This is a genomic window from Alteromonas naphthalenivorans, assembly GCF_000213655.1.
GTDB classification, from domain to species: domain Bacteria; phylum Pseudomonadota; class Gammaproteobacteria; order Enterobacterales; family Alteromonadaceae; genus Alteromonas; species Alteromonas naphthalenivorans.
The window spans coordinates 1747842-1770547 of record NC_015554.1; the positions used below are offsets into that span (position 1 = coordinate 1747842).

The 22706-nt window shown below is 42.8% G+C and carries 22 protein-coding genes; 15 read left to right on the forward strand and 7 right to left on the reverse strand.

Annotation, left to right across the window (positions count from 1 at the left end; translation table 11 throughout):
* Positions 1–16: 16 nt before the first annotated feature.
* The gene (locus AMBT_RS07525; protein WP_049791809.1) at positions 17–1594 is read right to left on the reverse strand and encodes a response regulator; all 1578 of its coding nucleotides are present in this window, start codon (positions 1592–1594) and stop codon (positions 17–19) included.
* 379 nt (positions 1595–1973) lie between these two features.
* Here AMBT_RS07525 and AMBT_RS07530 point away from each other — a divergent pair, with 379 nt between their 5' ends.
* The 4 genes from AMBT_RS07530 to AMBT_RS07545 all read left to right on the forward strand — a co-directional run bounded on the left by AMBT_RS07530 (position 1974) and on the right by AMBT_RS07545 (position 5890).
* A complete protein-coding gene (locus AMBT_RS07530) occupies positions 1974–3128 on the forward strand; it encodes an acyl-CoA dehydrogenase family protein (protein WP_013784016.1) in 1155 nt (384 codons plus the stop codon).
* Between the two features lie 47 nt (positions 3129–3175).
* Entirely contained in the window at positions 3176–4306 is a 1131-nt protein-coding gene (locus AMBT_RS07535; protein WP_013784017.1) for an enoyl-CoA hydratase/isomerase family protein, read from the forward strand.
* Positions 4307–4444: 138 nt separating this feature from the next.
* The gene (locus tag AMBT_RS07540; RefSeq protein WP_013784018.1) at positions 4445–5308 is read left to right on the forward strand and encodes a putative RNA methyltransferase; all 864 of its coding nucleotides are present in this window, start codon (positions 4445–4447) and stop codon (positions 5306–5308) included.
* A gap of 24 nt (positions 5309–5332) precedes the next feature.
* Positions 5333–5890, forward strand: a complete 558-nt coding sequence (locus AMBT_RS07545; RefSeq protein WP_013784019.1) for a D-glycero-alpha-D-manno-heptose-1,7-bisphosphate 7-phosphatase — start codon at positions 5333–5335, stop codon at positions 5888–5890.
* Between the two features lie 162 nt (positions 5891–6052).
* Here AMBT_RS07545 and AMBT_RS07550 read toward each other — a convergent pair whose 3' ends face one another.
* Entirely contained in the window at positions 6053–7570 is a 1518-nt protein-coding gene (locus tag AMBT_RS07550) for a DUF3413 domain-containing protein (protein WP_013784020.1), read from the reverse strand.
* Between the two features lie 12 nt (positions 7571–7582).
* Positions 7583–7798 carry a YejL family protein gene (locus AMBT_RS07555; RefSeq protein WP_013784021.1) on the reverse strand — a complete coding sequence of 72 codons (216 nt, stop codon included), beginning with the start codon at positions 7796–7798 and terminating at the stop codon, positions 7583–7585.
* A 159-nt stretch (positions 7799–7957) separates the two neighbouring features.
* Here AMBT_RS07555 and yejK point away from each other — a divergent pair, with 159 nt between their 5' ends.
* From yejK to AMBT_RS07570, 3 genes are all read left to right on the forward strand, one after another.
* On the forward strand, positions 7958–9022 hold the full coding sequence (yejK, locus tag AMBT_RS07560) for a nucleoid-associated protein YejK (RefSeq protein WP_013784022.1): 1065 nt from the start codon (positions 7958–7960) through the stop codon (positions 9020–9022).
* 65 nt (positions 9023–9087) lie between these two features.
* Positions 9088–9963, forward strand: a complete 876-nt coding sequence (locus tag AMBT_RS07565; RefSeq protein WP_013784023.1) for a 6-pyruvoyl trahydropterin synthase family protein — start codon at positions 9088–9090, stop codon at positions 9961–9963.
* A 153-nt stretch (positions 9964–10116) separates the two neighbouring features.
* Positions 10117–11004 (forward strand): M23 family metallopeptidase, encoded by an 888-nt coding sequence (locus AMBT_RS07570; protein WP_013784024.1) that lies wholly within the window; start codon positions 10117–10119, stop codon positions 11002–11004.
* A gap of 225 nt (positions 11005–11229) precedes the next feature.
* On the opposite strand, the gene AMBT_RS07575 is transcribed toward AMBT_RS07570, so the two are convergent.
* Positions 11230–13014 (reverse strand): M61 family metallopeptidase, encoded by a 1785-nt coding sequence (locus tag AMBT_RS07575; RefSeq protein ID WP_013784025.1) that lies wholly within the window; start codon positions 13012–13014, stop codon positions 11230–11232.
* Between the two features lie 130 nt (positions 13015–13144).
* Here AMBT_RS07575 and AMBT_RS07580 point away from each other — a divergent pair, with 130 nt between their 5' ends.
* The 4 genes from AMBT_RS07580 (at position 13145) to AMBT_RS07595 (ending at position 16370) form a co-directional block, all read left to right on the forward strand.
* Positions 13145–13828, forward strand: coding sequence for a PilZ domain-containing protein (locus AMBT_RS07580; RefSeq protein WP_013784027.1), 684 nt, complete (start codon positions 13145–13147; stop codon positions 13826–13828).
* 57 nt (positions 13829–13885) lie between these two features.
* Positions 13886–14347 carry an Mpo1 family 2-hydroxy fatty acid dioxygenase gene (locus tag AMBT_RS07585; protein WP_013784028.1) on the forward strand — a complete coding sequence of 154 codons (462 nt, stop codon included), beginning with the start codon at positions 13886–13888 and terminating at the stop codon, positions 14345–14347.
* Between the two features lie 119 nt (positions 14348–14466).
* The gene (locus tag AMBT_RS07590) at positions 14467–15546 is read left to right on the forward strand and encodes a sensor histidine kinase (protein ID WP_041452856.1); all 1080 of its coding nucleotides are present in this window, start codon (positions 14467–14469) and stop codon (positions 15544–15546) included.
* Positions 15543–16370 carry a LytR/AlgR family response regulator transcription factor gene (locus tag AMBT_RS07595; RefSeq protein WP_013784030.1) on the forward strand — a complete coding sequence of 276 codons (828 nt, stop codon included), beginning with the start codon at positions 15543–15545 and terminating at the stop codon, positions 16368–16370. Before AMBT_RS07590 ends, AMBT_RS07595 begins: the two co-directional genes overlap by 4 nt.
* Positions 16371–16552: 182 nt before the next feature.
* On the opposite strand, the gene AMBT_RS07600 is transcribed toward AMBT_RS07595, so the two are convergent.
* From AMBT_RS07600 to AMBT_RS07610, 3 genes are all read right to left on the reverse strand, one after another.
* Entirely contained in the window at positions 16553–17548 is a 996-nt protein-coding gene (locus AMBT_RS07600) for an ATP-dependent 6-phosphofructokinase (protein WP_013784031.1), read from the reverse strand.
* A 195-nt stretch (positions 17549–17743) separates the two neighbouring features.
* On the reverse strand, positions 17744–18073 hold the full coding sequence (locus AMBT_RS07605) for a hypothetical protein (protein WP_013784032.1): 330 nt from the start codon (positions 18071–18073) through the stop codon (positions 17744–17746).
* Positions 18073–19716 (reverse strand): tetratricopeptide repeat-containing response regulator, encoded by a 1644-nt coding sequence (locus AMBT_RS07610; RefSeq protein WP_013784033.1) that lies wholly within the window; start codon positions 19714–19716, stop codon positions 18073–18075. The genes AMBT_RS07605 and AMBT_RS07610 overlap by 1 nt, the downstream gene beginning before the upstream one ends.
* Positions 19717–19908: 192 nt before the next feature.
* On the opposite strand from AMBT_RS07610, the gene AMBT_RS07615 reads away from it, so the two are divergent.
* From AMBT_RS07615 to rluF, 4 genes are all read left to right on the forward strand, one after another.
* A complete protein-coding gene (locus AMBT_RS07615; RefSeq protein WP_148259085.1) occupies positions 19909–20394 on the forward strand; it encodes a VC2046/SO_2500 family protein in 486 nt (161 codons plus the stop codon).
* Between the two features lie 86 nt (positions 20395–20480).
* Positions 20481–21476, forward strand: coding sequence for an oxygen-dependent tRNA uridine(34) hydroxylase TrhO (gene trhO / locus AMBT_RS07620; RefSeq protein WP_013784035.1), 996 nt, complete (start codon positions 20481–20483; stop codon positions 21474–21476).
* A gap of 62 nt (positions 21477–21538) precedes the next feature.
* Positions 21539–21781 carry an EF-hand domain-containing protein gene (locus tag AMBT_RS07625; RefSeq protein ID WP_013784036.1) on the forward strand — a complete coding sequence of 81 codons (243 nt, stop codon included), beginning with the start codon at positions 21539–21541 and terminating at the stop codon, positions 21779–21781.
* Between the two features lie 134 nt (positions 21782–21915).
* Positions 21916–22656: a 23S rRNA pseudouridine(2604) synthase RluF gene (gene rluF, locus AMBT_RS07630; protein ID WP_013784037.1), complete on the forward strand. Its 741-nt coding sequence runs from the start codon at positions 21916–21918 to the stop codon at positions 22654–22656.
* Positions 22657–22706: the final 50 nt, after the last annotated feature.

Consider the following 22706-nt stretch of genomic DNA (forward strand, 5'->3'; position numbering starts at 1 on the left):
AGTTTATACCTAACGTTTAATGGTGCTTGTTGTCTTCGTTGATAGCAGGGGCTATTAGCTTTTCTGCATTAGCTTGGGCCGTTAGGTTTAATTGGGTGAGCCTATGATGATTACTATCTGAAAGTGCCATATCAGCAATAACACGAAGCAGTTTGCGAATTCCGTATTTGCGATAAACGGCGGTGTCTGATTCAATCATGCACTGCAATAAATTAAGCCCGAATGCTGCCGTTTCTGGCGATAAATTCAATGCATCATAGAAATGTTTCATTGCCGGCAAGTATTGTTTGTTCATAAACAACTGTGTACCGGTTTCATTTAGCATAACTGCCTGGTCATGATTAAGGCCCAGGCGCTCACCACCACTAAAAATAAGATCGTCGTTAGCAACCTGCTCTGAGATGATCTGCAGCTCGGCATTCTTCTGCTTTGCAAGGGCAAGTAATTGGCTAGCTTTACCTTCCTCGCCCAAACCATGATGTACTTTTGCGGCAATCACTAGCATCGAAGGCTCGGTACGCAAGTAATCATCCATGTAGTCACTTTCAAGTAAGTGAGCGGCTTTTTGATCTTCGCTTTCTAAAATGGCTGAAAAGGCCAGTAGGTAGTCTCTTTTTTGCAATACTTGGCGATCACTTTGACTGCGACCTGCCAAGCCAACTAACTTACGAGCTTGGCTTAAGCTTTCTTCTCGATTGGTACTAGGCGCTTCTTCTGCTAGCAATAAGTAAAACTCCGCCAATTCGAAGGTGAAATCGTTAAATCTGTCTCTGGCACTTCGATGCATAGCGCGCTTTTTTTGGAGCAGATCTATAGCCTCTACCACCTTGTCCTGTTTTTGATACGCGAGAGATTTTAACCTAGCAGCGGGTAAACTAAGATCGCTGAACTTTATCTGGCTTAAATAGGTCTCTACTTGCTCATACGACTTTTGCTCAAAAGATAGAGAGGCAAGCCATTCAAACGCGCTGTCTCGCGCTAGGGTTGAAGTTACCATACCACTAAGTTCGTCTTGGCAATCGGGCCATAGTCCCGCCGCATATTGGCACCTAATTTTGCCCCACTGTGCCCAAAGTACTTTATCTGAACGCGTGAGTACATCATCATATACACGCATCGCATGTAAAATATCTTCGTTTTCAAACAAGAGTTTGGCGTAAAGTTTACCTACATCAGACGCTAGCCTTGGTGGTACGCCTTCTCGCAATTTTTTACGTAACAGTGTGATAGCAGAAGGGCGTTGTTTGTTATCCATTTCCCGTAACACGGGCTCAATATACTTGCGATAGCTCAAATAGTGCTTAATTTGACGAGACAACGAGGCAATCGTGTAAGGTTTTATAAGCAACGCATCAGGTTGCAAATCCATTATGCGGCCGATGGTTTGCGGAGAACGATCGGAGGTAAGAAAAATAAGGCCGGTGCTAGGGCGAATAAAACCTGATTCTTTAAGGCTTTGCACCCATTCCACTCCTGTTCTTCCTTGGCCTAAGTGGTAGTCCATAATGATGAGTTCGAAATGCTGCTTACGTAACGCCGATTTAAGTTCTACACCTGAACCAAAACTGCTCACGTTTAATTTTGCAATGGGCAGGAGGTGCCCCCGCAACGTGGTGCGCGCAGTTGCGTTATCTTCAACAATAGCAATCCGATAATCCAAGAGGTGTCAGTATAGTAGTGTTTTAATAAACATAGCTTATCAGCGCTGGGTGTAAAGTGCATTAGCCGTAAGTTTAACTTTCTAACTATATGTCTTTATTTATTATTTTAAGGCAAGGGGAGTTGAAAATTAGATTAATGTATAACTGTATTTTTCACAATTATTTCACATTAACTTTATTTATTTTTGATGTTTACGTTTACGTGAAGGTAAGTTGTTATATACTGTATTTACGACTGACTACTCAATGCTTGTGTTCTAGTTGATACAGGCATAATACATCACCAATTTATTACCCAGAAGGGCAAGTAATATGAATTTCGACCTTTCAGATGATCAACTCGCCTTTGAAGAAACCGCCCGTCAATTTGCGATGCAGGAATTTGCCCCCCATGCAGCTCAATGGGACAGAGACCATCACTTTCCCGTTGAGGCCATTAAAAAAGCGGGTGAACTAGGTTTTTGTGGTTTATATACCCCCGAATCAGAAGGCGGGCTGGGATTATCGCGCCTTGATGCATCTATTATTTTTGAGCAGCTTTCCATGGGGTGCACTACCACCACTGCCATGTTGACCATTCACAACATGGCCACGTGGATGATTGCTACTTGGGGCCAAGAAGCGACTAAAAAGCAATGGTGTGAAGTACTTGTATCAGGGGAAAAACTGGCTTCTTATTGCTTAACCGAGCCCGGTGCTGGCTCAGATGCTGCTTCATTGAAAACTAAAGCTACGCCGGTAGATAATGGCTATGTGCTCAACGGCGCAAAAGTGTTTATATCGGGCGCAGGAAGTACCGACGTGCTTGTGGTAATGGCTAGAACCGGTGGTGACGGCCCAAAAGGGATCAGTGCGTTTGCAGTTCCCGCTGATGCCGACGGTATTATTTATGGCAAAGCGGAAGAGAAAATGGGCTGGAATGCCCAGCCAACCAGAATGATCACTTTCGACAATGTAAAGATTGATGCGTCGTGTCGTTTAGGTGATGAAGGCCAAGGCTTTAAAATGGCTATGCAGGGGGTAGATGGTGGGAGAATTAATATAGCAACATGCTCCATAGGAACGGCGCAACAAGCGCTTAATGTGGCCAGGCAGTATCTCACTGAGCGCGAGCAATTTGGAAACCCCATTGCTACTTTCCAAGCGTTGCAATTTAAATTAGCAGATATGGCAACTGAATTGGTTGCTGCCCGTCAAATGGTGAGAATGGCAGCCAGTAAACTTGATAGTAAACATGCCGATAGCAGTACCTATTGCGCAATGGCGAAACGATTCGCTACAGATGTGGGTTTTAAGGTGTGTAACGACGCGTTACAGTTGCATGGTGGATACGGCTATATCAAAGAGTATCCGTTAGAGCGTCACGTAAGAGATGTGCGGGTACATCAAATATTGGAAGGCACAAACGAAATTATGCGAGTTATCATCGGAAGGCGCTTGCTAAGCGATGAAAATAGCGTTCTGTGATAACAGGCTTGATGAAAAAGAAGAGCTGATGCTACAAGGAGTAAAAAGTGGAACATACAAAATCTGTAGTGATTGTTGAAGAAATCCCAACACAGTCAGGGCATACGATTGGCGTGCTTACCCTAAATAAGCCAAAAGCCCTAAATGCGTTAGATTTAGAAATGGCGAGTTTGTTATTAGACGCACTTCAAGCATGGGAAAATAGAAGCGATCTTGTTTGTGTCGTATTAAAAGCGGCAGGGGAAAAAGCATTTTGTGCCGGTGGCGATATTGTCTCTATGTACAATGCAATGCTTGAATCGAATGGCGAAATTCCTGATTTTCTAGCCTCTTTTTTCCGTACTGAATATACACTCGATTATACAATTCATCATTACGCCAAACCCATTATTGTGTGGGGCTCTGGTATCGTTATGGGCGGTGGAATGGGGTTAATATGTGGTGCAAGCCATCGCGTGGTCACCGAAACGTCACGTCTTGCTATGCCTGAAATAACCATTGGGTTATATCCTGATGTAGGAGGCAGCTATTTTCTGCCACGCTTACCAGGCAAAACTGGCCTTTTCTTAGGACTAACCGGTGTACAAATGAATGGGGCAGACGCCTGTTACGTAGAATTAGCTGATGTATTAGTGGCGTCTGATCAACAGCCCGCCATGTTTGATGCACTGCAAAGCTTCTCGTGGAAACTTGATGATAAATCTGAGTCACTTAACGGGCAAGTTACCACTATTTTAAACGGCCTTAACACGCCAGAAAATGAGCTTGTAGCAAATGTAGAATCTCACCGAGCCGTTATCGAGAAGTGGTGTGAACCCGATAATGTAACTGATGTGGTGAATAATTTATTATCAGCAGATGTAAGCGAAGATAAGTGGTTAAGCCGGGCACAATCTACATTGGCTAAAGGGTCGCCTATAACGGCGCATTTAGTATTTGAAGAGTGCAAACGTGGCGCCAAACTATCTTTGGCTGATTGCTTTCGTATGGAAGCTATTATGTCTTGTCGCTGTGGTCAACACGGAGAGTTTCAGGAAGGCGTACGTGCATTGCTAATAGAAAAAGATTTATCGCCTAAATGGAAGTACAAGAGAGTGGAAGATGTGCCAGAAGAGGTGGTTGCATCCTTCTTTGACTCACCCTGGACCAATGAAACCCATCCATTGGCTGATTTATAGCCACGCTTTATTGTGAGCCATACTTTACCTTAAACACTTTCACAACCTAGTATCAAGGCTGAAGCAGTCACGACACCGGCAGCGAAGTTTGATAAACTCGCTGCCAGTATTAGACAGTTTTACAGTGGACTCTTTTTTATGTGGCAATGCCCACTTTGCCGAAGGCCAATCGATATTAGCGCCTCGGTCATCCAATGCAGCAATAACCATAGTTTTGACAAAGCGAAAGCAGGCTACGTTAACCTTCTTCCCGTCCAATTTAAAAACTCTAAGTCACCTGGTGACGACAAAAGTATGGTTCGCGCTCGAAGAGAGTTCCACGACCTCAATGGTTATGGGCCGTTAAAGCAACGCATGACCGATATAGTGGCACAGTATTACACCGATACACGCAAGCGTGAAAATGCCAGTATCAATGGGAAAGAAGAGCTTGCAATCTACGATGCAGGGTGCGGGGAAGGGAGTTATTTGAACGCCCTAGTAACCGGTTTAGAAGCCCACGGTATTAATACTTCTGGCAGTGGTAGTGATATTGCGAAAATTGCGGTGGAATTAGCAGCGAAAGCGTATAAATCGCAGCAGTTTGTTGTGGCCAGTAGCTTTGATTTGCCCATTGAATCAAATACGCAAGATGTTGTAATTCAAGTTTTTGCCCCCGGTAGCAGTGAAGAGTATGCACGGGTGTTAAAAGCGGGTGGGCTCTTGCTTACCGTGGACCCTGCACCCATGCATTTGTTCGAGTTAAAGTCGCTGGTATACGACAACCCCGCAAAACATGCTGTAGAAAAAGAACAGCGGGTGGGTTTTGAACAAACTTTGGATGAAACCGTCAATTACCCTTTGCATTTCGATAACGATGAACAAAAAATCGCGTTGATAAAAATGACGCCTTATTACTGGCGTTTACCTCCGGATAGATTGGCTGTCATTGTTGAAAAGCTAAACCACGTCACCGTTGATTTTCGTGTTCAAGCTTGGCTAAAAATGCCAGAAACCGCTTGAATGCAGTTGAAGAGATAGCACAACATGGGTTCACACACTGTTAAAGCCTTATTTTTAGACCGTGATGGCATTGTAAATGTCGACCATGGTTATGTGGGCCGGTACGAAGATTTTGAATATGTAGACGGCATATTCTCGCTAATAACGCGTTTTGAAAATGCGGGCTATAAAATTATCATCGTTACCAATCAGTCGGGCATTGCACGAGGCTTGTATTCTGAAGATGATTTTAAGGCATTGATGAGCGCGGTTCAGCAAGACTTTTACCAAGCCGGAATTGGTGAAGTGTCTGTGTATTTTTGTCCTCATCATCCAGAACACGGCATTGGGACATACAAAAAGCAGTGTGTGTGCCGCAAACCTAATCCAGGCATGTTAATACAGGCCGCAGAAGACCATTCTATTTCACTACCTTTAAGTATCATGATTGGTGACAGTTGGCGAGATATACAAGCAGGGCAAGAAGTCAATTTGTCTCACTGTTATTATGTTTCCAGCAAAGCCCCACCGCCCAATGCTGAATTAGAAAATGTCACACAAGTCACCTCTTTGAACGATATACCTGTTCCCAGTAGCGTATAGGTCGCATTTGGCTTCATGCTGGCGAACACTACTGTTCATGATGAGGGAACCTAGATTGAAGAGAACACCGTGCAGTACTCAATCAGCATTTACATTGGGTGTTGAATAAAAAAGAATTTGAAAAGATACAAAAAAGGCGCCTAATTGGGCGCCTTTAACATCTTAGTTTTGATTAGAAAACCGAGATAAGTGTTTGATGGCTTGGCTTAATAAATCAACATTAAGCGGGGCATTGCTGCGCTTGCCTGTAGCAACCTCAGTAATTTCGTAACTGCCGTTGCTTAACACATCAGTACGTTTTCCATTATGGAACACCACAATACGCTCACCAGAGGTACTTACTAGCCATTTACGACTAGGGTTCAACAAGTTTTGACCGGTAGAGTAGAAGGTAGTAGGAGCTGCGCATCCAAGGGCATTCATAATCGTTGGCGCCAGATCTTCAGTGCTGGCAATATCAGCACTTAGCGACATGTTACTGTACAGCATGCCTTGTGAACTCTCATTGCCGTAACCGGTTGCAATCATCACCTTATTGGACTGCAGCATATCTTGCGTTACATAGCCCTCAATCACAGATGCAGGTAAAAATGCTATGTGTAAGCCATTGTGATTGTTTGAAAGGGGCTGGCGATAACTTTTAAACAAATCGTCAGGCAAACTTTCATCAAAATGAGTAGAGACAGGCATTCCTAGGCCAACTGGCAAGGCAAGCAGCACAGGGCGTTTTTGGCTTAATGAGTCTTGATAAATTTCTGGCACACCAAACAAGGTGGTAGTAATCAACCCTCGTAAACTACTGGCGGTAGAATGATAGTTTTCTAACGCATTAAGCCCAAGTGTGTCGATACCAGAAATAGGGGCATCATCAATCTGCACTATCACTGTCATATTCATACCGGAATCTATAGAGCAATAAACCGGTTCCGCAGGATAGTTAATATTATGAATATCAGTATTAAACTGCAGCTGTTTACGCTCTTCATAAGCGGCCAAATCAAGCAATCCATAACGGGACATAGTCGTTTTAGCGGTAGCCGGATACGACAGCGGGAACATATTATCTTGCTTGATGATAGGCTGATACAGTTCGGCATCGGCCCATACATGCACCGCATGGCTGGTGACAAAGCACACCACGAAAAAGCTGGCTACCGGTACGCCAATTTTATGCTGTGAAAAGCGCTCAACTCTTTTCCATATAGCATTGGCAAGCACAAGCTGAAAGCCTAGCCACACTAAAAACAGCATGAATAAATAGGCCCACTGTTGCCAGTAGAACTCACTTATTTGTGTTTGTGCTTCGGTTTTAAGCAAGTCGGCAGCGTGAAAGCTGATATGAAAACCGGTGCGATTAAATAACAACGCATCGAATGCTAACAAAGCAAGCCCAACCGCTGCAATAATAGACGCACTGGCTTTAATTGCCCTTGGATTGGTGGCTAAATAGCATAAAGGCAAAATAAAAATGACAAAGCCAAAAAAGGTCATGAAGCCAATATGGCCCAACCAATTGGTCAGTAAATAAAGCGTGCCCACGCCCGTGCCTGGCATGGGTGAAGAAAAAACAAAAATTGATGCAATAACAATGGCTATTATTATATTCGCTAGCGCGAACCAATGGCCCCAATTAACTAGTTTCGTCACTCGCTGGCGGCGAGGAGATTCGGCTAAAATCATAAAAAAGCCTACTTAACCTTGAACACTCTTCTTGAGCACATTAGCAAACTGATCTGCCATGGCTTCGCGTTTGTCAGGACTAACCTGAGTCTGTAAAATATGGGTAATCACATTACCTAATACCATTAGCGATAAATCTCTCCCCGCATCGTTTTCTTCGAGGGTTAGAATGACTTTATTCATTAAGGTTTCAAATTCAGCATTGGTATAACGACTGTTCTGGGGCACTGTTACGCCTCTTTTTCATGATTTCTTTGATAAAAAGAATGGTTTTACTCGTAAAATGATTATAATCGTTGTTTGAGTGATAACAATCATTCATTCTAAAATCCCGCAATTCCGTTAGTTTTTCTGACATTTTTTAAGCAACAGGACACCCTAATCGCTATGAGTGCACTGATTCATCACTTTGTTGTACACCGTTTAGTCGTTAATAACGAGGATAAAATAGAAGCTATCCCTCGTGACAATTGTTTGGCAGTAACGCCAGAAATTGAGCTTCTCGCACATCAGATTAACCACAGCTTTAATGCCAAGCCAGGCAAAGGGGTTGGTCACTTTGTTTTGCAAAGCAATGAAGAAAACACTGATAACGTAGCAGAATTTTCAGAAGGTCTAAAAAACTACCTAGCGCAGAAAAAAGCGGGCGGCGACAATTTAGAAGAAGAATTTCATAGCTTTTCGTTATCAGCCACTAAGCGATTAGTGAAAACGTTAATAGATACGGGCACAGTAGAAACAGGGTTTCTTATTTTTTGCCAATACGAGTTCTTGGCTACCCAATATTTAATGATTGCATTGCTAAATACGCGCTCTCACGTTGAAGTAACCAATTCACTGGATCTGTCTGCACGAGAGCATCTAGATTTGGCGCGCATGCAACTCGCGGTTCGCATCGACTTAACCCAATGGGATATACAACCAGAACAGCAACGTTACGTCAGCTTTATAAAAGGTCGTATGGGTCGTAAGGTTTCTGACTTCTTTATGCAATTCGTTGGCTGCGAAGAGCTGGTTGATGTAAAGCAGCAAAATAAGCAGCTAATTTCATCGGTAGATGCCTATTTGGCCAGTGAGTCGTTAGACCCGCAAGAGCAACACCAGCACCGTGAAGAAGTGAAAACGTATTTCAAAGAAAAAATAGACGCAGGCGAAAGCTTATCGGTAGATGAGTTGGCGAATAGGCTGCCTTCAAACGAAGAAACTAGCAGCAACTTTTCTTCATTTACTCAGTCTATGGAAGTACCGCTTGAAAAAGAAATTCAGCCAGATCCCGCTGCGCTAAAACAACTCGCGAAATTTACGGGGCAGGGCGGCGGTGTATCGGTAAGCTTCGAGCGCAAATTGATGGGCGATCGGGTATTTTACGACCCTGCCACCGATACCTTAACGATTCGTGGTATACCACCTAATTTAAAAGATCAGCTTAATCGCCAATCTTCTATGGACTAATCACTGCGTTTAACACGTAAAAAACGTATACTAACAACAGAAAACGAACACGATACAAGGGTGTCATGCAACTATTTGTAAACGATTTGACAGTAATGGACTTTTCTTACCTTTGCCCTAAGCGCGGTATGGTAGGTGAAAGCTGGATTGTCGATGTAATCCTAACCGGTGAACTTAACGAAGAAAGTATGGTTCAGGATTTTGGTATTGTTAAAAAAGACCTTAAGCGACTGATTGATGAATATGTCGATCATAAATTGCTTGTGCCAGCAGAATATGCGGGCGCAACAGTTATCCATGACGACGTGAATGAACAGGTTGAAGTGCGCTTTACTTGTGAAGACAGCCGAGAAATCATGCTTCGCTGCCCAGCAGAAGCTTATGCGTTTTTGTATTCAGATGTAGTTACCATGGAATCGGTGAGCGTTTATTTAAAAGAGGTGCTTGCCACCCATTTACCCGAAAACGTTGATAACATTACATTAAAGCTGCGTACCGAGGTGATAGAGTCTCCGTTTTATCATTATACCCACGGGTTAAAAAAGCATGACGGAAACTGTCAGCGTATAGCGCATGGTCATCGCTCTCGTATTGATATTTACCTCGATGGTAAAATAAGCGAACAAGAACAAGCCTATTGGGCGAACCGTTGGGACGATATCTATATCGCCACTACGGAAGATGAAATAGCGTATGAAGATCGCAAAATAACCGGTTCAGTCGCTACCCCTAGCGATTATTTCTCGTTTGCTTACGAATCATCACAAGGCTATTTTGAGTTACTTATTCCTAAGGCCGATTGTGAAGTGATCACTACAGATTCAACGGTGGAATGTTTAGCTCAGTACTTGTTAGTTGAGCAAAAGAAACGCACTCCCAACAATCATTGCCAAGTAGTGGCGTATGAAGGTGTGGGTAAAGGCGCCATGGTGTCTGACTAATTACTTCATTTTTGTTTAAGTATGGTAGGCAAAATCGGGTAAAGGCTATTGGCAAGCTTAGAATAAAAGAACGGCACAAGCGCTGCATAAGTACTTTATAAATTCAGCATCGATGCGAATCAAGTGTGATTAAAGTGCGAGAAAGGAGTAGTAATGAGTTCTAGGGTTAAGGGTGTAGAGTCTGTCCAATCTAGTGTGATTAACTCACTAAAAGTCGCAGCACGTTCTGCTGGCATGTCAGTCTTACTATTGTTGGGTGGTAGTTTAACTGCTGTTCACGCGCAGCAAGATGGGATAACGCTAAATGGTACCCTAACACAAGGGAGTTTGATAAGAGGGCAAGTTGCCCCTGATGCAATTGTTACCCTTGATGGAGAAACATTAGCGCTTAATAGCGAAGGAAAATTCGTGTTTGGTTTTCCTCGTGATGCAAGCCTTTCTCACACGCTTAATGTTGAACTTCCCGATGGCACCACATTAGTACGGGATATTACCCTCACTAAACGTGAATACAACATTCAACGTATAGATGGGCTTGATTCTAAGATGGTGACACCGCCAAAAGCCGTGCTTGAAAGAATTAGGCAAGACAACGTTAATGTGTCGATTGCACGAAGTAAAGTAACCGATGCCGACGCATTGTTTACCCGATTTGAGTGGCCAGCAAAAGGGCCGATAACCGGCGTATACGGAAGCCAGCGTGTATTGAATGGTGTGCCAAAATGGCCACACTTTGGCGTTGATGTAGGTGGGCCAACAGGCGCGCCAGTTACCGCGCCCGTTGAAGGCACAGTAACCTTGGCAGAAGATTTATATTATTCAGGTAATACGTTAATTCTTGACCATGGAATGGGCGTCTTTTCTACTTTCCTTCACTTAGACTCTATCACTGTGAAAGTTGGCGATACGGTAGCGCAAGGCGAGCAGATTGGCACCATTGGCGCTACGGGTAGAGCAACGGGGCCACACCTAGATTGGCGAATTAACTTAGGCAAGATGCGTCTCGACCCACAGACGGTAGTGTCGGGAACCCCAGAATAGAGCGGGAACCCCAGAATAGAGCGGGAACCCCTGAATAGAGCGGGAACCCCAGAATAGAGCGGGAACGCCTAAAAAGGCTAACGGCTCCGGCCATCGCCTTAAAATTAAAAGGGCTACCCAACACGGTAGCCCATTTTTGTATCTACTAGTATCCAAACGTATTTGCGATTCTTCAACAGCGCTAATCTACATAAGCAAAGATTAATAAAGATTAATTAAGAATCGCTAGTTAAGCCCCAACCATGCCGAAAATTTGCGCTCATCCGCTATTGAAAAGTTGCACACATCTTCTCGTGCATTTCTAATATCAAGATCGCCTGTTAACAATCGGCCATCTCGAATAAGTGAAAGGCTAACTTGCCCGGTATTTGTTGCATCTAATATACGTTGTAATTTCGCTTGGTTCACCACAAAACCATTTACGGCAATAATGATATCGTTAACCATAATACCCGCGTCGGCAGCTGCTAGACCTTCGAAGACTTGAGTAACCGTTAACCCTAACGGGGCAGGTTTGCAGTTAGCACCCAATTGTCTTTTCATACCCTCGGCGCTTGTTTTGCCACCTTTATCGTCAGCTGATACTTTAGTACGGGTGAGTAATTCAACGCCAATGTTCGACAACCAATTCTCTAACGGCACATCTTTCGTACCGTAAACCACATCAGCAAGATAGTCAGAAATATCAATATCTAAATCTTGCTTACATAAAGTGGCAATGACATCGTCGGGCGTGCCTTTTTCGTCTCGGCCGTACTGATCCCATAAATGACGCATTAGCAAATCTAAGTTGATTTCATTATTTGATTTTTCACGTAGTAACAAATCTAGTCCGAACGCAATAATGCCGCCCTTGGTGTAGTAACTAACAATCGCGTTAGTAGCACTGGCATCTTGCTTATAAAATTTTGTCCATGCATCAAAGCTGCTTTCTGCTACCGATTGTTTGAACCTGCCCGCATTTTGCAGCAGGCGCGTTATATTTTGCGACACAATGTCTAAGTATTTTTGTGGGCTGATAGCGCCTACACGCGCTAAGGTAACGTCATCATAAAAGCTGGTAAAGCCTTCATAAATCCACAGTTGGTTGGTATACGTTTCTTTTTGCAAATCAGGCTTAACCATTACCTCTGGTTTAATTCGCTTAACATGCCATGTATGGAAAAGTTCGTGGCTGCACAAACTTAAAAACGTAATGTAACCATCGGTTTTGGTATCGCTTTCGCCCACCATGGGAAGGTCGAAGCGGGGAAAGAGTAGAGCGGTGGAATCACGGTGTTCTAAACCACCAAAGCCAGTATCTGCCAACAAGGTCATAAACAAATAACGTTTAATAGGCTGCGGATCGCCAAACAACTGCATGTGATGCTTACAAATTGGGGTTAAGTCATTGGCAATGCGCTCTATGTCGAGGTTATTTCTGCCAGAGAATAACAACTCGAAGGTAACGCCTTCCACTTCAAAGTTGTGAAAGTTACATACCCCAATATAAAGAGGGTGATCGATAAACTCAGCAAAGTCTGCCACTTCATATTCCCAGCTATCTGGCATATCGTCAGTCATTGGCATACTGGTATAGGCACGCCAATTCGCCACCGCGGGTTTAATGATTTGTAATTTACATGGTTGTTGTTCAAAGCCTTCAACGCTAAGAAATGCACTAGTGCCGTTTATAAAGGCATATTCGTCGTTAATAAACGCAGAACGCACTGATAAGTCGTTGGCATGCACCCGATAGGTAATAGTGACTGCCTCACCCTGAGTGTCGACTCGCCAGGTTTGCTTATCTAACTTAGCGCATGCAATCGGTTCGTTAGATTCAGTATTCTTAGCTGCTAACGACACTATATTTTTGGCAAAGTCTCTTACCATGTAGCTGCCCGGGATCCAAGACGGTAACGTGAGCGATAAGCTTTGTGATTCGTGAGATGGCACAGTTAACGTTACATCAAATAAATGTTGTTGCCACGAGTAAATCGACAATTGGTAGTGAAGTGAAGCGTTATTCATGGTGACCTTTATAAAAAATTATTCGTATCATAAAAAATATGGCGACATCATGCCTGATAGAGAAGGTTTTGTCAGCCGACACAAAATTGGTTACATTTAGCGTAAGTATAATAAGAATGTTCTTAAATACATGTCAGAAAATGCAGTAAGTAGTCAACTTAACCGAGAAGACGTCGATAATTTGTGTGCCTTACCACCTGGTGCAGTGGTAGATTTACAAATTACAACACCAACGGCACCTAAGCGGGTGAAAACTGCTTATGTAGGTATGGAAATGGCCACCTGCATGATATTCCAGATCCCCACTTCTGCAAAATGGATAGTGGTAAGAGACTTATTGACGGTGGGCAACGACGTTGTAGTGCGCTTTGTACTGGAAGGCGATGCCGGGCAGGTCATAGCGTTTAGGGTAAAGGTACTCAAATTATTGGCTAAACCCTCAGGGTTGTTGATTACCAGCTTTCCTCGTCGAATCGAATCGATAGGCCTTCGTGCCAATAAGCGGGCGCAGCCTGGTATTGCGGTTAAAGTCTCCTGTGAAGCTTTTCCTGAGTCTGAACATGTGACCGGTATTATAGTGGATATTTCTAACGATGGCTGCCGCATAGCCTTACCTCTTAAGCCTGAATGGCCAATCATGATTGATGAAACTAAAATTGCATTAGTTTATTCAACTGATGGTAAAGAGGCCACGTTGAATGCCACTGTTAAAAATAACCAGCTAGAATCAGACTTTGTTTATTATGGCTTGAAATTCGATAGCGACGACGATGCCGTCAATGCGCTGTTAGCAGGCCATACGCTAATTAGTTAATACGATGTTCACAACAAAAAAATAAAACAATTATTATAACAATAAGTGGAATTTGCTATGAGAACGATTGAAAAGCTATTACTGCAATATAACGAAAGCCATCAAAATAAAACCAATGTGCTTATTCATGCCATTGCGGTGCCCAGCATCTATTTTGTCACTTTAGGACTTATTTGGGCCGTACCGGTGCCCGATTTCATTGCCGATTTCAATGTGACGTGGGCGCATATTATCGCCATTCCAATCCTATTTTATTATTTCAAATTGTCTGGGCCAATTGGCGCGGCCATGACACTGCTTACCATAGCTTGTTTCGGTGGTATTAATTTGATTGCCTACTATGGCGTAAGTGTTTGGCTGTTCTGTCTATCACTGTTTATTGTCATGTGGATACTGCAATTTATAGGTCATAAAATTGAAGGTAAAAAGCCCTCATTTTTAGAAGATCTTCAATTTTTACTTGTGGGTCCTGCATGGTGGTGGATGCATTGGCTTAAGAGATTGAATATTAGTTATTAGTTGCAGTCACTAATCTTAGCAAAGCGTGCGACAAGTCGCATATGAAGTACGACCAAGATGCTCCGCAAGGGGCTTACCTTGCGTATAATCTATCAATCAATTCAACCACTGGTAAACATGTGAGCCGCTTTCAGCGCGTTATTGAAAGTAACGAAAGATTATTTTGGACTTTGCACAGCGCAGGCTGGGCAGGTTTTGCCATCATTTATTATATTGGCTCGTTCCTTCACGATGTAAGGCCAATTTGGGTATTTATCATATTACTCAATGCCTATGCTGGCTGGTTGCTAACTATACCATTGCGATACGTTTATCGCTGGGCAAGAAAACAGTCGCCGCTGAACATGTTGATGACAGTGATAGCGTCTTGTTATTTGATAGCGTTATTGTGGGCTGTGGTTAAAAATATAAACTATTGGGAAATTTACAAGCATGGTTACCGGCCTGATGCTTGGTACATGTATTTTACCAATACAATTAACTCACTCATCATGGTGGGGTGTTGGAGTGGTGTTTACTTCGGCATAAAAAACTTCCAGATGTTACAAAAAGAAAAGCAAAATGCCCTTAAAGCCAGCACTATGGCTCATCAAGCGCATATAAAGATGCTGCGTTATCAGCTCAATCCTCACTTCTTGTTCAACACGTTAAACGCAATTTCTACCTTAGTGTTGTTAAAAGAAAACGATACTGCAGAGGCCATGGTCTCTCGCTTGAGCGACTTTTTACGCTATTCTTTAGATAATGACCCTATTAAACGAGTACCTTTAGGCCAGGAAATAAAGGCCTTGCGGTTATATCTTGAGATTGAAAAAGTACGATTTGATGACAGATTAGAAGTAGTATGGAATATCGATGAAGAGTGTGAGAATGCACTTGTTCCTAGCATGATATTGCAGCCTATTATTGAAAATGCTGTTAAGCACGCCATCTCTAAAATGGAGAACGGTGGTCAAATTGCGATAACAGCCCGCGCGTTTGGAAACGATTTACTCATGGATGTGGCTGATAATGGGCCCGGTGCCAACATTGTAGATGGTCAGTTAAGCCGTGAAAATGGTGTTGGACTGGCAAATATTAAAGAAAGATTGCATTCACTGTATCAACGCAATTTCGCATTTTCGATTGAAGATAATCAGCCGTCGGGTGTGCGGGTTCGAATTCGTATTCCCTATGAAGTAAAGGATGTATGCGCATGACAAAGCAAGTAATTAAAACCTTGGTGGTGGACGATGAGCCACTCGCCCGCCGTGGACTTCGCGCTAGGTTAGAACGTCATGACGACATTCAGGTACTGGCAGAGTGTCAAAATGGGCTAGAAGCGGTAAGTAGCATTTCACAACTTCGCCCTGACTTAGTCTTTCTTGATATTCAAATGCCTGGGCTAAATGGTTTTCAGGTAATTCATAAGCTACGAGAGCTTAATCAACCTATCCCTATGGTCGTGTTTGTTACTGCGTATGACAGTTATGCGATTAAAGCATTCGATGTGCATGCTCTAGACTACTTGTTAAAGCCTGCTGACGATGAACGCCTTAAAGATGCCCTAGTAAAAGTGCGAGAATACTTCGCTACACAGCATCAAGATGAACAGTCAAAACGTTTGGTAAATTTGGTTGCCGAACTTACTGGCGACGATTGCGAAGAAATCTTGCGTAAGCTTGCCAATGGCGAGCCGGTAGAAACTAACCCTTATCCAGATGTTTTAGCCATAAAAGATGGTTCTGAAGTCACTAGGGTGAACGTACAAGACATACAGTGGATAGATGCTGCGGGTGATTATATGTGTGTTCACGCATTAGATGGCATGCATATTATGCGTAAAACCATGAAAGAGCTTGAGCAAGAGCTTAACCCTCAATGGTTTGTTAGAGTACATCGTTCTGCCATAGCCAATATTCGTTTCGTGAAAAAATTGGTAAGCCACATTAGCGGTGAATATCACCTTATTTTGCAAAATGACACCGAACTAAAAGTTAGCCGTAGTCATAGAGATAAAGTAAAAGCGGCTATGAAAATGTAAGGCTAAAAGCTTTGGTACCATAGCTACAAACTGGCTATGCGAACAGTAAGATTGACGAAAAATGCCCGAGAAATCGGGCATTTTTGTGTTTACCAATATATTAATTCAACTTTTTGATATATATGGATAATATTTGGTTACGCATAACTATTTTGGTGGTGTATTACCCAATTAGCTTTATTTTAATAGCGCTCATTCATGATGGTGAGCATGGTTTCCATACTGGAAGGGTTTAGGGGTTTATCCTTCTCCCATGTTTCCGTTAAGGCAATTTCACTCGGCGTACCATTAAGTTCACCTACCATAATACCGTTGGTGTCACTGCCCACTAAACTTACCGCATAGGTGCCTAACTTAGTGGCAAGCAACCGGTCTTGACTCACCGGTGAACCACCACGCTGAACATGCCCTAGCGTTACAGGTCGAACTTCAGACTGGGTTTTTGATACCAGTTTGTCGGCCAAATCGTTAAGTCCACCAGGCCACACATTTTCAGCTACCACTATGATAAAACTAATCGCGCCTTTGAGTTGCCTTCTCTTCTCAATTTGCTCCGTAATTTTATCCAATTCTGCGTCACAATGTTGAAAGGTTTCTGGCAAAATAACGTAATCGGCCGCCGAGGCGAGGGCGGAATTTAGCGCAAGAAAACCGGCATGTCTGCCCATCACTTCTACAATGAAAATACGTTCAAAAGCGTCTGCGGTGTCCCTCACTTTATCGATTGATGAAACAACGGTATCGATAGCGGTGTAATAACCTATGGTAGCATCGGTGCCAGCCACATCATTATCTATAGTGCCGGGAATACCAATGATTTGACCGTGCCAGAAATCAGCTAAGTGATCGGCGCCTCTAAAAGACCCATCGCCGCCAATCACAATTAGGGTATCAATCTCTAGTTCTGTTAGGTTTGTGGCAGCAGTTTTCGCACCTTCGTCGGTTTTGAAAGGTTCACAACGGGCGCTGTGCAGCACGGTGCCCCCTTGCTGAATGAGGTTGTGCGTTGCTTGAAGCGCAAGTATTTCGTACTCTTGCTCAAGTAAGCCATTATACCCATGCTGATAACCAAATAGTGTAAATCCGTGCCTTTCACAGGCTATAACAATAGCTCGAATACAAGCATTCATTCCTGGTGCATCACCACCTGATGTTAGCACTGCAACGCGTTTAGACATATTCATATCCTTTTCTCGCCTACTTATTGTCGCCTACTTATACGCCCCATTGAAAAGATGTTGCTACTCACATGGCGCTTCACCGTACCGTAACATGGTTAAATCAAAACCACATCGCCAATCAAAACTAGTTGCGCATGTAAGTTTTATGTACGACATTCCCAAATAAAGCTGGGTACATAAAGAACCTTCTACTTAGTAGTCTTTGGCCGGCAAACTTTCCTTTTTAACCGCAGCTTGTGCCTTTTTACCAATGGCTTGCTGCTCTCCTTTACAAATAGTGTCGTAATCATCTCGATAGTATCTGAAGTTTTCACATTCACTTTCATAACGTTTTTTCGCTGACATAGCTTGTTGGGGATAGCGGTTGTCATTCATCACTTTCGACAAACTTTTGCATACATGTAATTGGCGATTTACTTCTACAATGTCTTCACAAGGTGGTGTTTGGCTGCACCCATTAAGTGCTAAAACTGAAAGTAGGCTAGCAAGCGCACAGATTTTTTTAGATTGGGTTATTATCATTATGTTGTTCCCATAAAAGTGTCTAAGTCATTGCGAAGCGTGGAGTATTTTTCTTCGTGTTGAGCCTTTAGTGGCATGTCGTCAATGAGTTTATAAAGTCGACGGCATTGTTTAAATAAATCAGGATCTGGCTTTTGGTTCTTGCTTAATATTTGTAATAAGCACTGCAGTAAGTTGAGCGCTACACCTGTATTTACCGGCGAAAAACCTTGCGCAAGAGCAAAAGAGTCTTTTGCTTTTTCATATTGTCCTTGTTGATAAAGCTGAATGCCTTCACGGTTAAACTGCTGATAATTTGTAAGATTTTGTTGGGCTTTGGTCGTCTCAGAATGCAATAAAAAGTTGCTGTTGGAATCGAATTCTAAATTCTGCTGCTTAATAATATCTTGAAGTTGTAGTGCATCTTCATATTCACCAAGGTCGTACATGACTTTAAGGCTATCTGGAATAAATGCGATTGGCGGCGTGGTGTATTTTTCGTCTATAGCAGCTTGTGATTGCGCCAAGTTCTTTTTTGCATCCAGCATTTTTCCATCAATAGCATTAACTCGGGCGTTAATAATGCTGCCAAAAATACTGACGTCAAAATCTTCATCTATTCGTAGTATGTTTTCATCAAACTTACCTCGTTGCAGGGCAAGTAAAGCCTCTTGTTGATAGCGGTTTCGTGTACGTTTGTCATCTGTATATTCGGCGACATCAAGCAAGCTTCGAATAAACCCACACCAATGCAGGCTGTTTTGATGCACGGTTCTTTTCGATAAATCCCAAATGGCCAAACTAGAGGTAGAGGCTAAAATATAATCGTTATGGTTTCGCGCGATAGAGCATGCACTAAAATGCCTAGGCAACGAAAAGGGCGAAAGTTTTATAGCCTGCTTGATAGCAGAAATTGCAATTTCGCCTTGGTTCTTTGCATCATTGGCTTTCGCCAATACATCATGCGCCTCGGCATTAAACCGGTTGCGTTTAATAATATCCTCGGCAATACCTATGGCTTTATCGTATTTTTCTGAGGCGAGATAGGTTTTTGCCAACGCAACTTTGGCCCAAATTATTGGCTTTCCTTCTAAGTAGGGCGAAAGTACGTCCAACGCTTTGTCGTATTGCTCTAGGCGCAAATACAGTTCAACCAACAACTGCTCACAGGTACCTTTGTAGGGCGATGGGGTACCAATAAGATCTTCACACAAATCGATAGCATTGTTGATATTTTCATTGGCCACCTCTTGTAATACTGCCCCTAAAAACTGCCGTTTCTGCCAGGCACGGGTAATACGTGTTTTAAGTTGTACTTGCGAAAAAGGCTTAATAAGATAATCATCAGGGCGTCGCTCAATAGAGCCAAGTACCACAGGGCGCGCACTATCAGCGCTAATTAATATAAACACGGTGGTGGGTTTAATTAAGCGTTTTATTCTAAGCTCTTCAATAAGCTCGAAACCGTTTTTCTTGTCTACCCCTAAATGAAGATCGCAAACAACAATATCAAATTTTTGCTTTTTACAAAGAGACAGGGCCTTTTCCGCAGAAGATTTAGTGACAACGTCACTTGCACCCATGGAGTGTAATAATCCACGAAGCAGTAAGAGAAAAGGGCGTTGATCTTCAACAATAAGCACCTGCTTATCCGAAAAGTTCATTTTTCATCCAATGATAACCATGACACTTTAACTACTTGAGAGGTTCTATATATGATTGTTTAAAATACCGATAAGGGCAAGAATAAGCTTAAGAAAAACATTATCTTGCCGACACTATAGGTATGAATTTTAAATCTTCCTATTTTTGTGTCTGATAACGATATAAATGTAAATAAATCCATAGACCCCAGTATGGCTTGGGAATGGAACGGTACTCTGTCAAAAGCAGCGGGTAATGCCACGCTTTTTGCTTTGTATTTGGCAATGCAACAAAGTGCACTTGCCGACACTATATCGATAGAAAGCCCAAACGAAGACGAAGCCACTAGTGGTATTACACAGCGGCTAGAAGCACTTAATTTCTACCGTAGAGCACCACTTTGTGCGAGTGAGTCAGATTGGTTGCACATGAATCGATTGTCTCAAACAATAGCGCATCAAGTAGCACTGCATGAGCCCATATCACTGCAGTTTGACGAAGTACGCCTTCACAATGAAATGCACCCAGTACCTCTTGCACAAACGAATGACGCCAAAAAAATCAGCCAAGATATTATTACGAACTGTTCGTTAGCCACTCAAAAGCGCATTGCCGCTACTTATTCCACTTCTATTGATGAAGACAACACAATGCTTAGTGACATTATTGAGCAGTCTGAATCCTTTCTTGCTGCCTAACTGGAAATTTTAAAACTGGTTTGATATAGTGCGCGCCGCATTTTTGCACTGGTTTTACGTTCCAACTAGCAAAGGTAAATACTACTATGTCTAAATATATCGTTTGCGCGATGTACAAGTTCGTCGCGCTTGAAAACTTCGAGGCCATGCGCCAACCACTATTAACTGCCATGGAATCTAATGGCATTAAAGGTACGCTTTTACTTGCCAGCGAAGGCATTAATGGCACCGTTTCAGGCACGCGAGAAGGTATTGACGGATTACTCCAATATCTTAACGCCGACGAGAGAATTAATCCTATCTCTTGTAAAGAGTCACTTCACGAAGAACAGCCTTTCTACCGCACCAAGGTAAAACTTAAAAAAGAAATCGTCACCATGGGTGTTGAAGGTATCGACCCGCGTAAAACCGTAGGTACGTACGTGAAACCTAGTGACTGGAACGCGCTAATTAGCGATCCCGACGTCACCGTGATAGACACCCGTAACGGCTATGAAATCGAAATCGGCACTTTCAAGCACGCTATCGACCCAAAAACGGAGACTTTTCGCGAGTTTCCAGAATATGTCGCTAAAACATTAAGCCCAGAGAAAAACAAAAAAGTAGCCATGTTTTGCACCGGCGGTATTCGCTGTGAAAAATCTACGGCCTATTTAAAAGAGCAGGGGTTTGACGAGGTATACCATCTGGAAGGCGGTATTCTTCAATATTTAGAAGATGTACCAAAAGAAGAATCACTGTGGGAAGGTGACTGTTTTGTATTTGATAATCGTGTGGCTGTGAATCACGATCTTGAAAAAAGTGACTATCATCAATGTTATGCCTGTCGCTTACCGATTACAGATGAAGACATGCAAAGTGAGAAGTATGAGTCTGGCGTAAGCTGCCCGCATTGTTTTGGTACCCATACAGAAGATCAACTTTCTCGTTTTCGTGAACGTGAAAAACAAGTTAATCTTGCGAAGATGAGGCAGCAAGAACACGTGGGTACAGAGGCGCGGATCACCATGGAACAAAAGCGTGATGAAAAAGCCCGTTTGCAACGTGAACGCGCGTTAAAAGCAAGAGAAAATCAGGCATAGACACTACTCAATAAGGGCGTTACACTCACCCTCTATGTAGTTGCTAAAAAAAGGGAAAGCGTGTGACCGCTCAACTTTCAGACGAAAAAATTGAAGAAATAAAGAAAGATTTTACCTTCTTCGACCAAGATGGTAATGGTCAGATTGATTTAACGGAGTTTATCGAGTTATTAACCGTTATTTCGCCAAAAACAAAAGCCAGCCATGTACAGGAAGGTTTTAAATTAATAGACAGCAATAACGACGGCTATATCGACTTTGAGGAATTCCTTGAGTGGTGGCAAGAGTGTTGGTGGGAATATTAATACTAACTGAATGTTAAAAAAGCGAGCTTTTAGCTCGCTTTTTTTATAGTAAAATTAACGGTAATAAAGTTGAGAATACAACCGGCACGGTTTACTCACGTTGTCGTTTAGAAAAAAGGGTAAGGACTTTTAGCATGAGCTCTGAGGTAACAAAACGTCTTAATAAATATATCAGTGATACAGGACTGTGCTCACGACGTGAAGCTGATAAATTAATTGAGCAAAATCGAGTTACCATTAACGATAAGCTGCCTGAGCTGGGCACCAAAGTTGCGCAAGGCGATAAAGTGAAGGTTGATGGAAAGCTTGTTAAAGCGGTAGCCGAAGATAAATCAGACCGCATTTACTTGGTATACAACAAGCCCATTGGCATTACCTGCACTACCGAGCGTCATGTGAAAGGCAACATCATTGATGCAATCAAGCACAAACAGAGAATCTTTCCAGTAGGCAGACTTGATAAGCCATCAGAAGGATTGATTATTCTGACCAGTGACGGCGACATTGTGAATAAAATTCTGCGCGCTGAAAATTCCCATGACAAAGAATACGAAGTGACAGTTAACCAGCCCATTAGTGAGCGTTTTGTACAAAAAATGGCAAAAGGCGTTCCCATTTTAGGAACGGTAACTAAACCGTGTAAGGTAAATGCTCGTGGTAAGTTTCAATTTTCAATTATTCTAACCCAAGGCTTAAACCGACAAATCCGTCGCATGTGCGAGTTCCTCGGTTATGAAGTTACCAAGTTGAAACGCACGCGCATTATGCATCTAGAGCTAGGTAACTTAAAGCCAGGCCAATGGCGAAACCTTACTGAAAAAGAGCTTAATCAGCTAAATAACGCCGTACAGCAATCGTCTAAAACAGCAGGGTAGGCGATGCTATTAGAGGGAGCCAGTATAGAAACACAATAGTTACTGGCCAC